Origin of the sequence: Fibrobacter sp. UBA7003 (genome assembly GCA_002449765.1) — a bacterium.
Taxonomy (GTDB): domain Bacteria; phylum Fibrobacterota; class Fibrobacteria; order Fibrobacterales; family Fibrobacteraceae; genus Fibrobacter.
The window spans coordinates 67,300-80,458 of the sequence record DJXN01000010.1 but is presented as its reverse complement, the minus strand read 5'-3'; the positions used below and the strand labels follow the sequence as shown (position 1 = coordinate 80,458).

At 54.2% G+C, this 13,159-nt stretch carries 12 protein-coding genes; 4 read left to right on the top strand and 8 right to left on the bottom strand.

Annotated features, from left to right (window positions below; genetic code table 11):
• Positions 1–951, top strand: a complete 951-nt coding sequence (locus B2952_RS06900; protein WP_290734727.1) for an ORF6N domain-containing protein — start codon at positions 1–3, stop codon at positions 949–951.
• A 54-nt stretch (positions 952–1,005) separates the two neighbouring features.
• On the opposite strand, the gene B2952_RS06895 is transcribed toward B2952_RS06900, so the two are convergent.
• Together B2952_RS06895 and B2952_RS06890 are read right to left on the bottom strand one after the other, a co-directional pair.
• On the bottom strand, positions 1,006–2,160 hold the full coding sequence (locus B2952_RS06895; protein ID WP_290734729.1) for an alpha/beta hydrolase: 1,155 nt from the start codon (positions 2,158–2,160) through the stop codon (positions 1,006–1,008).
• Between the two features lie 17 nt (positions 2,161–2,177).
• The gene (locus B2952_RS06890; protein ID WP_290734731.1) at positions 2,178–2,717 is read right to left on the bottom strand and encodes a flavodoxin family protein; all 540 of its coding nucleotides are present in this window, start codon (positions 2,715–2,717) and stop codon (positions 2,178–2,180) included.
• Positions 2,718–2,910: 193 nt separating this feature from the next.
• Between B2952_RS06890 and B2952_RS06885 the strand changes: the two genes are divergently transcribed.
• Positions 2,911–3,792 (top strand): LysR family transcriptional regulator, encoded by an 882-nt coding sequence (locus B2952_RS06885; RefSeq protein ID WP_290734733.1) that lies wholly within the window; start codon positions 2,911–2,913, stop codon positions 3,790–3,792.
• Between the two features lie 7 nt (positions 3,793–3,799).
• On the opposite strand, the gene B2952_RS06880 is transcribed toward B2952_RS06885, so the two are convergent.
• Together B2952_RS06880 and B2952_RS06875 are read right to left on the bottom strand one after the other, a co-directional pair.
• Entirely contained in the window at positions 3,800–4,948 is a 1,149-nt protein-coding gene (locus B2952_RS06880) for a hypothetical protein (protein ID WP_290734735.1), read from the bottom strand.
• Positions 4,945–5,793: a TIGR02147 family protein gene (locus B2952_RS06875; protein WP_072809215.1), complete on the bottom strand. Its 849-nt coding sequence runs from the start codon at positions 5,791–5,793 to the stop codon at positions 4,945–4,947. The genes B2952_RS06880 and B2952_RS06875 overlap by 4 nt, the downstream gene beginning before the upstream one ends.
• Before the next feature lie 169 nt (positions 5,794–5,962).
• On the opposite strand from B2952_RS06875, the gene B2952_RS06870 reads away from it, so the two are divergent.
• Positions 5,963–7,639 carry a glycosyl hydrolase gene (locus B2952_RS06870; RefSeq protein WP_290727245.1) on the top strand — a complete coding sequence of 559 codons (1,677 nt, stop codon included), beginning with the start codon at positions 5,963–5,965 and terminating at the stop codon, positions 7,637–7,639.
• Between the two features lie 25 nt (positions 7,640–7,664).
• Positions 7,665–9,050, top strand: coding sequence for an SGNH/GDSL hydrolase family protein (locus B2952_RS06865; protein ID WP_290737211.1), 1,386 nt, complete (start codon positions 7,665–7,667; stop codon positions 9,048–9,050).
• A 9-nt stretch (positions 9,051–9,059) separates the two neighbouring features.
• On the opposite strand, the gene bioD is transcribed toward B2952_RS06865, so the two are convergent.
• From bioD to bioA, 4 genes are read right to left on the bottom strand one after another with little or no spacing between them, the layout of a single operon-like run.
• Positions 9,060–9,725, bottom strand: coding sequence for a dethiobiotin synthase (bioD, locus tag B2952_RS06860; protein WP_290727243.1), 666 nt, complete (start codon positions 9,723–9,725; stop codon positions 9,060–9,062).
• On the bottom strand, positions 9,722–10,951 hold the full coding sequence (locus B2952_RS06855) for an aminotransferase class I/II-fold pyridoxal phosphate-dependent enzyme (protein ID WP_290734739.1): 1,230 nt from the start codon (positions 10,949–10,951) through the stop codon (positions 9,722–9,724). The genes bioD and B2952_RS06855 overlap by 4 nt, the downstream gene beginning before the upstream one ends.
• Entirely contained in the window at positions 10,948–11,751 is an 804-nt protein-coding gene (locus tag B2952_RS06850) for a 6-carboxyhexanoate--CoA ligase (RefSeq protein ID WP_290734826.1), read from the bottom strand. Before B2952_RS06850 ends, B2952_RS06855 begins: the two co-directional genes overlap by 4 nt.
• A 1-nt stretch (position 11,752) precedes the next feature.
• The gene (bioA, locus tag B2952_RS06845) at positions 11,753–13,063 is read right to left on the bottom strand and encodes an adenosylmethionine--8-amino-7-oxononanoate transaminase (protein ID WP_290734741.1); all 1,311 of its coding nucleotides are present in this window, start codon (positions 13,061–13,063) and stop codon (positions 11,753–11,755) included.
• Between the last annotated feature and the right edge of the window lie 96 nt (positions 13,064–13,159).

Sequence of the window (13,159 nt, the reverse complement as noted above, 5' to 3'; positions counted from 1 at the left end):
ATGGAAAAAGTCCATTCTGGGAAAGTTTTAAGGTCACAATTTGTGACCTCCAAATTGTCGAATGCGCAAATCGCAAGCAAAATCGTGGTAATTCGCGATGTGCAGGTGATTATTGATAGAGATATCGCCGAATTGTATGAAATAGACACGAAAGTGTTAAAGCAATCTGTAAAGCGAAACATTGAAAGGTTTCCAGAATCTTTCTGTTTTGAACTTGATGGTGACGAATTTGCAGATTGGAGGTCACAATTTGTGACCTCCAAATCTGACCAAAAAGGGTTGCGTTATGCCCCTTTTGCCTTTACAGAACAGGGTGTCGCCATGCTTTCGGCTGTGCTTCGCAGCGAAAGGGCGATCAAGGTCAGCATTGAAATCATGAACGCTTTCGTGCAGATGCGACATTACCTGCGCGGCAACATCGCCATCGCAAACCGCCTTGATGCCGTAGAAAACAGGTTTAACGCAAGATTTGTTGAACACGACATCAAATTTGAAAAGATTGACGAAAATTTCTCGAAAATCTTCAACCAGTTGGACGCCTCGCCCCAAAGGGCGAAGGAAGGGGTGTTTTTCAAGGGGCAAATCTTTGATGCTTACGCCTTTTTTCAAGACATCATAAAGACTGCAACAAAAGAAATTGTCATTATTGATGGTTATGTTGACTTGTCTGTTTTGGAAAGGCTTGCAGTAAAAAAGAAGAATGTTGCTGTAAAAATTTTCACGCACCCAAAAGCAGAATTGCAAAAAATTGATGTCGAACTGTTCAACGCGCAATACCCGACTGCAGTTATGGACTACACCCCAAAGATGCACGACCGATTCTTGATTATCGACAATAAGGAACTGTATCATATTGGTGCGTCGCTTAAGGATTTAGGCAAGGCGTGTTTTGCGTTTGAAAAAATGGAGGATGCAAAGACATTAATCCCGGCGATTCTGGCCGCATTATAAAAGGCGGCCCGCAATTTGCAGGCCGCTTTTCGCTTAATGTTGTTGAATTCGATCTTACTTCAAGTTCGCCTTGAAGAATTCGTTCAGCTTTTCGAAGGGGATTTTTTCCAGGTTGTCGTAGAGGTCCACGTGGGAGGCTCCGGGGATGACGAGGAGTTCCTTGTTGCCGACGGTCTTGCTCCAGTTCTTGGTGGCGTCGAGTTTTGCGGGGACGTTCGCCTTCTTGCCGGTCATCTTTTCGAATGCGCCTTCGCCGAAGTAGCGGCTATGGGCCTTTTCGCCGTGGATGATGAGCACCGGGTTACGGATTTCGTCGGCGTATGCGAGGAGTTTCGTGTTCATGAGCGAGGTGCCTGCGGAAGCGGCCCAGCCCTTGTTGCTGTTGAGGGAACGCTTGTGGTAGCCGCGTGGGGTCTTGTAGTAGGCGTAGTAATCCTTGACAAAGTAAGGAGCGTCGTCCGGAAGCGGGTCCACCACGCCGCCGGCCAAGTCGTAGGTGCCGTTCTTGAAATCCTTGGTGCGCTGGGCCATCAGAGCCTTGCGGGCTTCGTTACGGGCGTCGGCGTTGTTTGCGGAATCGAAGTAGCCGTTCGCGGTTACGCGGCTCATGTCGTACATGGTCGAGGCGACCGTCGCCTTTACGCGGGTGTCGATGCCGGCGGCGTTGATCGCCATGCCGCCCCAGCCGCAAATGCCGATGATGCCGATTCGTTCCGGGTCAACGTTGTCGCGGGTCGAGAGAAAATCTACGGACGCCATGAAGTCTTCGGTGTTGATGTCCGGGCTGTTCATGTAGCGCGGTTCGCCACCCGATTCGCCGGTGAAGCTCGGGTCGAATGCGATGGTCAGGAATCCGCGTTCCGCCATCTGCTGGGCGTAAAGGCCGCTGGACTGTTCCTTGACGGCACCGAACGGGCCCGAGACTGCGATTGCGGGGAACTTGCCGTTCACCTTGAGGCTCGTGTCCTTTGGCACGAACATATCGGCGGCGAGTTCAATGCCAAAATGGTTCTTGAAAGTGACCTTAGAATGTTCGACCTTGTCGCTCTTGGGGAAAACCTTATCCCATTCGGCGGTGAGCGTGAGCTTGTTCATATTTTCGTCCTTTGTCTGTTGTGCTGCGGGAGCAGTTTCTGTTGCGGGGGTGCACGCCATCAGGGTGCATGCGGAAGCCACGGCAAACGCCGCTTTTAAGAATCTGGATTTCATGATTTATCTCCTTGTTGTTAAACCTTTTTTCCCATGGCGAACGCCTTTTTCAGGAGCGCAGAATTTTTCTTGACGTCGCCTGCGCTTTCGGCACCCGTGGCGCAGAGGGCACCCTTGAGCTTCACGCCGTCAAAGCAGGCAATCCACCCGCCAATGCCGCGCTTTGCGATGTTCATGGCCTTCGCGTCGGTGTCGGCGGCAGACGTGAGCAGGTAAATCTCGCGGAACTTGTAATCGCTGGAATAGAGGGAATTCGCGCGGTCAAGCATCGTCTTGAGCTGGCCGCTCATCTCGTAATAATAAATCGGCGTCGCGAACACGATGACATCAGCCGATTCCATCTTCTTGGTGATGGCGGGAGCGTCGTCCTTGATGACGCACTTGCCCTTCTTCTGGCAAGCGAGGCAGCCCATGCAAAAACCGATCTTCTTGCCGCGCAGCGACTCTAATTCCACCTTGTTGCCCGCCTCGGCGGCACCCTTCGCGAACTCCTGCGCCAGGGTTTCGGAGTTGCTTCCCTTGCGCAAGCTGCTGGACAAGACCAATACTTTTTTCATAGGTTCCTCTCGGTTGAAGTCTTTACATGTTCAAATATACCTCTTTTTTCAGATATTGCAAATACTTTGTTTTCATAACTAGATATGCTTGTAAAGCATAGAAAATAAGTTTTCACAAGCCTTAGTTATTCCTTCCGGGCATTATTTTTACAATTTCATACCCGCGGGGCTTGAATTTTATTAGTTTTCGGGTATGGAACTTCGAGTTTTGCGGTATTTTCTGGAGGCGGCGCGGTTGGGGAATGTCTCGCGCGCGGCGGATAATCTTTGCGTGACGCAGCCGACGGTGAGTCGCCAGCTCAAGGAGTTGGAGGAGGAGCTGGGCGAGAAGCTTTTCGAGCGCACGAATTACGCGATTCGGCTGACGCCTGCGGGGGAACTCTTGCGGGAGCGTGCGGAGGATATCCTTTCGATGGCGGACAGGACGGTGCAGGATTTCAAGTCGCTGAAGGAAGACGAGGTGGTGGGTGAAATCGCCATTGCCTGCGCGGAATCGCGGAACGTGAATTTTCTTTCGAAGTGCATCGGGATTCTCCGGGACGACTATCCGAAGATTAAGTACAACTTATATTCGGGAGACAGCGAGCGCGCCCTGGAAAAGCTGGACAAGGGCATTTTCGATTTCGCGGTGGTTGTAGACAACGTTGATTTGGAAAAGTACAACTGCCTTGCGGTGCGTTCGGTGGACCGTTGGGGCGTGGTGATGCGTCGCGACGACCCTTTGGCCAGGCGGGATTTCATCGAGCCGAAGGACTTGCTCGACAAGCCGCTGTTGGCGTCGCGCCAGGCGATGGTGGCGGATTTGCCGAAATGGTTCGGCGACGATATTTCGAAGCTGAACGTGATTGTGGGTCTGGATCTTTCGTACAACGGTTCGGTGCTTGCGAAGGAGGGCACGGGCTACCTGCTCACTTTCGACGGCCTGGTGGATACGAGCCGCAGTTCGCGTCTTTGCTTCAGGCCGCTCATGCCCGAGCTCACCACCAACATGTACATCATTTGGCGGCGGGGCCAGCAGTTCACGCGCGCAGGCGAACTTTTCCTCGATACGCTCCGGCACGTGCTGGAGGAATAGGCAGAAGCTAGAATTCTACGCCTTCAAAGACGATTTCGTCGATTTCGAGGAAACTGCCGCTACTGGCAAAGATGCTCACGAACCCGATTTCGTGGGCGATATTTTTCCATTCCACCTGGTACACGGATGCATTTAGCTTTTCCCTGCCGGGCCTGAACACGAATTCCTTCCAGGCGGTGTCGGCAGTCGCGTGCCAGAGCGATTTCTGGAAGTTATTGTCGCCAAGATCCTTGTAGTGTTCCAGCGCGAAACTGAAATCGCAGTCCCCGCGAACCTTCATGCGGATGGCGGTGAGCGCGCTCAGGTCGTAATAGCCCGTGTCGAGCCCGAGATGCGTGCCGAGAAGCACGTAGCCGGAATCGCCCAAATCGAACTGCAGGGAAAGATGTTTCCCGCGGTCACCGTCCACGATGGCACTGCCGAATCCGCCTGCAGAATCGGGCTTTATCCAGGTTGCCGTACCCGAGGCGATATAGTACCAGCCGTAGTTCTTGTAAGTCTTCGCGAGGTTGTTCAGGCTGTCGCCATCGTCAAAATCCTCGAAGACGAATTCGCGGGTCTTTCCGGGAACGTTCACGAGCGTGTCGGCTTCGGCTCCTGCTTCGAGCGAGAACGTGGCGACAGCGGAATCTCCGGCGACCACGGTGAACATGCCTGCGGGGACGTGAGCGAATACGTAATCGCTTCCGGAGCGCGAGGCCATGTAGGGGGTAGATTCCAAGCGCAGGAATTCAAAGACCTCTTCGTCAGTCGTCGCTCCCGTACGCAGCGTGAGCGATGCCGACGGGGCGAGCTCGATTTGCGTTGCAATTTCGGTTTCAGAAACCGCGGGCTTGAATTCGCTCCAGTTCATGAGTGCGGAATCTGCCCCGGCGATACCTTCGACAAAGCAGTTCCCGCTGGAACATTCTTCTGCGAGCGAATCGAAGTGGGCTAGTCCCGAATCGTTGGCGACGGCACTATTGACTACTGCAAAATCTGCCTTCGAATACAAGGTAACACGCGCCTGAGGAATCGGATCGCGATTTACATCATACACCGCGACGGCAATCCCGTTCGTCGTCTCGCTCGTGGCGCCTGCAGTCTCGGAGCCGCTGTCGGAACAACCGGCAAGCAAGGCCACGCCCAATATTAAACACTCCACAGCCCTTTTCATCGTTCTTCCTTTTTCATCATCGGGAACAACTGGAAATTTAACTGATAAACGCTGTCGCAAATTTGCGAAGGCATCGCATTGACCACATTTACGATGGATTTTCGCGTCTCGGCGAGGATTTCGCGGATTTTTTCAATCTGTTTCGAGTCGAGCGCCATCGTGAGCGTGCTGATATCGCGCTTTTCCTTGGGGGTATCGGCGATGGACTTGCGGGCAAGTTCCGCAATGCTCGCCTGGTAGTCGCTGATGCAGGCGCTCAGCCAGTGTTCCTTCGTCTTGAGGTGGGCCTCGGTAGGCACCACGCGGCCGTCCTTGCGGGTATGCGCGAGCCCGAGCTGCAACAGCGCGTCTACTGCGGCCTGTACCTGCGTGGCGGTGAGTTTCGGGACGCTGCTCTCGCCGAGCTTTGCGGCATCCTGCGGGCCGCGGTAGTCGAACACGTCGAGGGCCGAACGTATCATCGGGTAGAACCACTGCTGAAAATAGCGGTAGCGGGCCTCGTCCAGCTCGCGGCAGGCGGCAGGGCGCATCTTCTGCAGCGTCTCGAAATGCTTGCGCACCTGCTCGTCGGTTTTCGCCTTCCCGTAGGCGACCATCTCGCGGAAATACTCCGCCTTCGCCTCCTTGAAGCGGAAGAACTGCACGAACGTCTCGATGCACTTGGGCGAAACGTGGCGCTTGCCCTGCAAAATCTTTACCAGGAGGCTCGCATCCATATTGACCGCAGTGGCGAACACGCGGTAGCTGAACGTCGGGTCCAGCGACTTTTCCAGTTCGTAGAACTCCTGCAAAAACTTGCGGTAGTCGGAATAGTCGTATATGTTGATCTTGTTTTTCGAAAACATGGCGGGCCTGCCGGTATAAATATAGTTTCTCGCTATTAAATTTCCAATTTTTTCGGGTCAATTTGTAAATTTTTTCACAACAATGTTGACTTTTTTGTCCACACCCGTGGACATTTTGCTGGCGGCAACCCGCAAAACAAGGTATATTCAGTATAACCAAGGAGTTCTAATGAATATCGGCCTTAAATTCGCAATTCTCGGTCTGTGCGTCTCGACGGCGGCATTTGCCACCAAGTACGAGGCGGAATCGGCAACGCTCTCCGGAGGTGCCAAAAATGTCAACGCCTCGGGCGTCTCGGGCACGGGTTACGCCGACATGCAGGAAGGCAACATCACCTTCGCGGGCGTCACCGCAGAAAAGGCGGGCAAGTACCAGGTGACCATCCGCTACAAGGCGGGCGATTTCAAGGCGAACTACATCGTGGTCAACGGCGCCACCTCGGGTACCGTCGACTTCGAGGGCACCTCCAACTGGTCCGACGTCTCGACCGTCGTCACGCTCAAGGCGGGCACGAACACCATCTCACTCGAAAAGTACTGGGGCTGGATCAGCGTGGACTATATCGACGTGGAACCCTACGAATCCTCCCCCTTCAAGCTCTCCGCGACCCCGGTCACCCCGAACGCGACCGAAAGCGCCGTGAAGCTCTACAGTTTCTTGCGCGAGAACTTCGGCAAAAAAACGATTAGCGGCATCATGACCGGCGACATGAGCGGATACACCCTGGGCGCCGACTTCAAGACCCACGACGACGTGAAGTACATCTACACGCGCACGGGCAAGTACCCGGTACTTGTCGGCCTCGACTTCCTTTTCGCAACAGGTCCGAGTGCATCGCAAAGCTGGAATATGGAATACACCAACAAGGCGATATCCATTGCAAAGGGCCTCTGGAAGGCTGGCGGCATTCCCGCATTCACCTGGCACTGGAAAGACCCGCTCGACAAGGATGACGCGTTCTATATCCAGGGCGCAGACAACGGCCAGGGATACACGACCTTCGATTTCGCGACCGGATTCAAGGCCGGCACTACCGAATGGAACACCGAAAGTGCAGCCTACAAGGGAATCATCGCCGACATCGACCACATCGCCGACTACTTCCTCGAACTGCAGAAAGAAGGCGTGGCGGGCATTTTCCGCCCCCTGCACGAAGCGGGCGGCAAATGGTTCTGGTGGAGCATCAATTCGGGCGACCAGTTCGCCGCCCTCTATCGCCTTGTCTATGACCGCATGGTGAAAGTCAAGGGCGTGAAGAACATGATCTGGGTGTTCAACCCCGAAGGGAGTACCGTCACCTCCTGGAATCCGGGCAGCGAATATTACGACGTGCTCTCCATCGACATCTACAACAGCGCAAACGACCATTCCAGCAACGCAAGCGCCTTCGACAAGTTCAAGAGCGCATCGAACGGCACGAAGATTCTCGCACTCAGCGAAAACGGGCCTATCCCCGACGTGAACAACATGCATACCGACGAAGCGGTATGGAGCTGGTGGATGCCGTGGTATAGCACCTGGAGCGGAACCTGGCCCGGCCAGACGAAGGACGCCGTGTGGAAGAGCAACATGGACGACGAACGAGTCCTTTCTCTCGAGGACATGCCCGGCTGGGACAACTACACGGCGGACGTCACTCCCGATACGACAGTAACGCCTCCCGACTCCGGCACGACCCGCATCGCGACCGCACCGCGCCTGCTCGGGACGGCAACCACCATCGGAATTTTCGACATGAACGGCCACTACGTGGGACTCACTACGCAGGGGCTTCCGCAGGGCCGCTACGTCATCCGCAAGCAGGTGCAGGGCCACGTCGTGAATACGCTTTACCTCAAGAAATAACTGGACAAAAAAAATGGATGTGTGTATGGGATACATGAACAAAAAAGTCGTTGTCGCCTCTACTGTGTTTTTCTGGGTTGGTTTGGCAAACGCCATAGTCCCGAACAAGTTGGTTTCTGGCGGTTTGCCGGCACATACGGGGGCGGCAACGACCGATTATTTAACAGACGGTTACCTGACGAACTGGAAGAGCAGTAACGCCAAGGAAATCGCGCTGAACGTGGGCGAAGGTCCCACGAAACTGCGAATCAACTGGGAATCGTTCGGCGATTGCGCCTGGGCTACCGACTTTACGAGCGGCTGCGGGCATAGCGGCGTCGCGCTTTCGAATTTCAAGATTTTGACCTCCGCGAATTCCACCGACGGCAAAGACGGCGACTGGGTCGAGGCGGCAAGCGTCAAGAACAATCCCGTAATGGCGCGCGGCGTCGACATCGAATTTGCGGGAAAGTCGTGGTTCAAGTTCGTGAGTGAAGGCGACGTGGGCCAGATTCTCGAAATCGAGGCATTCGACATGAGCGCGGGTGGTACCGACACGTGGTTCTTCATGGGCACAAGCATCAGCCAGATGGGAATCAAGCAGCAGGATACCGACTCCACGACGGCGCAAATCATTCACGCGAAGTTCCCGGAATACACGCCCGCCATGCTCCGCGGAGGCATCGGCTGCATCAACAGTTCCGAGGTCGTCGAGCACTTGGGCGAATACCTGGAGTACGCAGGCAACGTGAAGTTCTGGGCCATCGAGATGGGCACGAACGATGCCTGGGGTGGTGGTGACTGGAACCTCGCCACATACAAAAAGAACATGCAGACGATTATCGATTCGGCGAAGGCGCACGGAATCACCCCGATTATCGCCCGCATCATCGCGACAGATTCTTCCAAGGCGGGCTGGCAGGTGAACCCCGCATTCCTCGAGGCTGTCGACAAGCTGACCGAAGAAAACAACCTCCCGAAGGGTCCCGACTTTTTCGCCTACTTCAAAGAACATCCGGAACAGCTCGCGAGCGACGGCGTTCACCCGAACGGCGACAAGAAGGGCGGGCAGGCGATGCACCACCTGTGGGCCGAAGCGCTCGCCCCGCTGTACGCCGCGGGCGACACGACGAAAGCAGACAGTTCCAAACAGGATTCTTCTGGAATTGTTTCTGGCGATTCCTCAAACAGCCTTGCTTCGCAAAAAAGAAGCCTTTCCCTCCCCCACATTTATTCGGAGGGCAAAAGCATCATCATCAATACAATCGGCCATTCCGTTGACATTATCTTGATTTCGCCATTAGGTCAAGTTCTTGCCCAAAGCAAAACATCTTATGGAGCAGTAAGATTTGACAACCTTTCTGCAGGACGATACGTTGCAATCATTCGCGGCAACGGGATCCGATTCGAAGCGAACGTTATCGTAAAATAAACCACCAGACTAAAACGGCTGCACACCTAAATCGGTGTCGCCGTCTTTCACTTTTGCAAGGATTTCGAGACCTGTCAAATCCTGCATCATGCGGATGTTGTCGTCTTCCATTTCCAGGTTGCCGCTACAACCATAGCGGTTCACGATGAGTCCGCGAACATCAAGGCCGCGGCTACGGGCGTATTCTACGGTGAGCACGCAAGCGTTAATGGAGCCGAGGGCCGCCGTCGTTACGACAAGCAGCGGAAGGCCCAGCGTCTTCATGATATCGACGAGGAAAATTTTCTGATCATCGTAGCGGATGGGGCAAATGATTCCCCCGCTGCCTTCGGCAAAAATGAATTCATGGCGAGCGCAAGCCGCTTCAAAATCAGCCTGGACTTTCGAAAGTTCTACGGGGTTGCCTTCTTTGCGGGCGGCGAGATGTGGCGAGACGGCTTCTTTATAGATGTAGCTCACGAGCTGTTCTTGCGTATCGGGAAGATTTGCAATGTTTTTCACATAGTCGGCGTCACCGGCGACCCATTTGCCGTCGCGGAGTTCTGCGCCGCTGAGGGCGGCCTTGTAGTAGCCCGCATCGATGCCGAAATCGCGCCACTTTTTAACGAGAAGGGCGGTGATAAAGGTCTTGCCGACATCCGTTCCGGTGGCTGTGACGAAATATCCTTTACTCATACACACTCCTTTACTGCTTGCGCAATTACTGTTGCGGCGGCTTGGAGCTGTTCGTGCGTGTGCGTGGCCATCAGGCTTGCGCGTAGGCGGGCTTGCCCCTTGGCAACAGTGGGGTAACGAATTGCGGGGATAAGTATTCCCGCATCTTGAAGCGCTGCGGATATTTTAAGCGCGCAGGCTTCGTCGCCGATGACAATCGGAACAATCGCAGACGGGGACTGGACGACGTTCACGCCTTCATGCAGCAAGGCATCGCAGAAAAATTTCACGTTATCACGCAAGTTCTGCACGCGTTCAGCATGCGCATCGATGTAGCGCAAGTTGTTGCAGGCGGCCGCGGCAACGGCAGGAGCCATCGCTGTTGTAAAAATAAAGCTGCGGGCCTTGTTGCGGAGGAAATCAATCAGCTGCTGCTTGCCCGCCACGAAGCCGCCTTCGGCGGCAACGGCTTTGCTCAATGTGCCGACGGTTACGTCGGCATGAGCACAGCCGTAGTGTTCGGCAAGGCCTCGCCCGGTCTTGCCGAGCACGCCCGTGGCGTGCGCCTCGTCAATCATCAGGAGGCATTCGCTTTCGTGCGCAATCCGAAGAAGTTCCGGCAAGTTCGCAAGGTCGCCATCCATGCTGAAAACAGCATCGGTCACGATAAGCCCACGAAAGGTCCGCGCATCTTGTTCTGCAGGCTTTTCACGTGTGCTGAATTCTGCTTTGGCTGTCGAAATCACGCGTTCCAAATCTGCCATGTCGTTATGCTTATAGACAAAGCACTTGGCTCGCGAAAGGCGGATGCCGTCAATAATGCTCGCGTGGTTCAGTTCATCGCTAAAAATAAAGTCGTTCTTGCCGCACAAAGCCGAAATCGTGCCGACATTCGCCATGTAACCCGTATTGAACGTGATGGCAGATTCTTCACCCTTGAATTTTGCGATAAATTCCTCTAATTCCTGATGCGGAGACTTGTTGCCTGTCGTAAGGCGAGCGCCGCCGCTTCCTGTTCCCCACTCCAAAACCGCCTGGACCATCGCCTGCTTGAGTTCGTCGACGTTCGCCAAGTCCAGGTATGAATTGGAAGCCAGCAGAATCTGTTCCTGCGAATCGCCATCGGGCATGCGAATCTTCACGCACGACGATTCCGGCGTTTCCATCAAGCGCATGGTGCGGTAAGTGTTATTCGCCCGAGCCGTTTCCAAAGCGTCTTTCGTAAAAATGTCAAGAATGCGACTCATGCCCCGACATCCACCAAAATTTTCTTCTTCTGCAAGTACTCGATACACTCTTCGGCAGATGCCTTGCGCGAATCGAACAAGAAAATGCGGCCTCCGTTTTCGTCGCCCATTTCCTTCATCTTCATGATGCGTACGTAGCCGAGTTCCTTGCTCGCCACATAGCCCGTCACGTAGTTCGGGTCGTCGCTCACGCAAAATTCCGCAACCATCCCCGGGGCGTTTGCCACCTTGGTCGCAAGCACGATGGCTTCGTTAAAGTGATTTTTGCAACTGTCCACTTCGCTCGAATGCAGCGCATCCATATAAGTCGCACGCACGCCGCGTTCGTGGTCAGGTTCCAGGCGTTCGCACGTCGCGATATCGTACAGCATCGCGCCGCGCATCGGAAATGTCGCCCGCAAAAGTTCTGGCAAATTTGCGGCGAAGTTTTGAAGGCAGGCTTTTTCACTCGTTCCCTTCGGCACGCTCAGGGAACTTTCTTTATGAACTTCCATCACAGCTTTACCGACCAACCCAAAAGCCTTCTCCAACCCTTCCTGCCATGTTTCCACGTCTACACGCGTCACCGGCAAGGCCTTCAAAATCTGGATATCGCTTTCGTGAATCTTCTCGATTTTCACGTTGATGAAATCCGGGTCGCCCTTGGAATGCGTCATGGCCCGGCGCACCATCGCCGCACACACAGCCTCAACAGAATCCCGGTTCACGATGCGCTCGGCACCGGATATGTGCTGCTCACGTTTCTGTTCGCCCTCGCCCACTTGCTGCGAGGCACGCATTTTCAAGCTATAATAATCCATATCACTCATGAAATTCGTCTTCGCCTTCTACGACAGGCGCGGGTTCACATTCGCCAATCATCTTGATGGCTTCGCAGATGCGGTCGATTTCAGGATCGGTCGTAATGAACGGAGGCATCGTATACACGTAATTGCAGAAAGGCCTGAGCCACACGCCGGTTTCGCGAATCACGCACAGAATGTCGTCTGCGGAAGGTTTCGCCTTCAGTTCCAAGACTCCGATAGCGCCGAGAACACGCACGTCGGCCGCATTTTCAAGCGCACGGAGCGGTTCCAGATTGGCGCGGAGGCGAGCTTCGATTCGAGCAACCTCCCCCGCATAATCACGGTTTTCGAACAACGTTAACGAAGCGATTCCCGCAGCGCAGGCGAGCGGGTTCGCCATGTAGGTGGGACCATGCATGAATGCAGGAATCTTGCTGTTCGTAATCGTTTCGGCGACCTTCTCGGACGCAACACAGGCCGCCATCGTAATGCTTCCGCCCGTGAGCGCCTTGCCAATACACATAATATCCGGCTTTATTCCCGCATGCATCATCGCAAATCGCGGCCCCGTTCGGTAAAAGCCAGCGGCAATTTCGTCTAGAATCAGCAAAATTCCATAACGGTCGCAGAGTTCGCGGAGTCGCTTGAGATACCCGGCATTGTAAAGCCACATGCCGTTTCCGCCCTGGAAAATGGGCTCGCAAATTACGGCAGCAATTTCATTCTTATGTTCTTCGACGACGTGTTCCATCGAAACAAAATCGCTGTCATCCCAGGCGCTATCAAAACGGCAGTTCGGACGTTCCGCAAAGTAATGGTGCGGCATGATTCCGCGGAAAAGCGTATGCATGCCGTCCGGGTCAGAAAGCGCCATCGCCCCAGCGGTATCGCCGTGGTAGCCGCCCTTCAAGGCGACCAACTTGCAGCGCTCCGAATGTCCGAGGGAATACTGATACTGCACTGCCATCTTGGCGGCACATTCCACAGAAATGCTTCCCGAATCCGCAAAGAAAATCTTGTCGAGTCCTTCGGGCAAAAAATTCACCAGCTTTTCGCCAAGCTCAATTGCGGGCTCGTGCGTAAAACCGCCGAACATCACATGGCACATCTTTTCACTTTGTTTTTGAATCGCCTCGACAATTTCAGGTGCATTGTGCCCGTGCGCCATGCACCACCAGCTAGACACGGCATCAATCAGTTTCAAGCCGTCTGCCGTTTCTATCGTTGTTCCGTGAGCTGTCTTGGCAAGAAATCTTGCGGGAGTATTTTTCAGCGCTGCATACGGGTGCCACAAATGCTCGCTGTCAAAATCTAATAATTGTTTCATTTCACGTAAAAATATAGAAAAAAGAGACACTTTCTTAATCTTCGGGGTTCCTGCATATCAAGGCTATAAACCAGCGGCGACATACGAGAAACAATA

What these genes read in the sequence shown, in the direction of transcription:
- B2952_RS06865 (WP_290737211.1), top strand. Translation starts at nt 7,665, where the DNA reads ATGGGATACATGAACAAAAAAGTCGTTGTCGCCTCTACTGTGTTTTTC.
- B2952_RS06880 (WP_290734735.1), bottom strand. Translation starts at nt 4,948, where the DNA reads ATGAAAAGGGCTGTGGAGTGTTTAATATTGGGCGTGGCCTTGCTTGCC.
- B2952_RS06855 (WP_290734739.1), bottom strand. Translation starts at nt 10,951, where the DNA reads ATGAGTCGCATTCTTGACATTTTTACGAAAGACGCTTTGGAAACGGCT.
- B2952_RS06875 (WP_072809215.1), bottom strand. Translation starts at nt 5,793, where the DNA reads ATGTTTTCGAAAAACAAGATCAACATATACGACTATTCCGACTACCGC.
- B2952_RS06890 (WP_290734731.1), bottom strand. Translation starts at nt 2,717, where the DNA reads ATGAAAAAAGTATTGGTCTTGTCCAGCAGCTTGCGCAAGGGAAGCAAC.
- B2952_RS06870 (WP_290727245.1), top strand. Translation starts at nt 5,963, where the DNA reads ATGAATATCGGCCTTAAATTCGCAATTCTCGGTCTGTGCGTCTCGACG.
- bioD (WP_290727243.1), bottom strand. Translation starts at nt 9,725, where the DNA reads ATGAGTAAAGGATATTTCGTCACAGCCACCGGAACGGATGTCGGCAAG.
- B2952_RS06895 (WP_290734729.1), bottom strand. Translation starts at nt 2,160, where the DNA reads ATGAAATCCAGATTCTTAAAAGCGGCGTTTGCCGTGGCTTCCGCATGC.
- B2952_RS06900 (WP_290734727.1), top strand. Translation starts at nt 1, where the DNA reads ATGGAAAAAGTCCATTCTGGGAAAGTTTTAAGGTCACAATTTGTGACC.
- B2952_RS06850 (WP_290734826.1), bottom strand. Translation starts at nt 11,751, where the DNA reads ATGGATTATTATAGCTTGAAAATGCGTGCCTCGCAGCAAGTGGGCGAG.
- B2952_RS06885 (WP_290734733.1), top strand. Translation starts at nt 2,911, where the DNA reads ATGGAACTTCGAGTTTTGCGGTATTTTCTGGAGGCGGCGCGGTTGGGG.
- bioA (WP_290734741.1), bottom strand. Translation starts at nt 13,063, where the DNA reads ATGAAACAATTATTAGATTTTGACAGCGAGCATTTGTGGCACCCGTAT.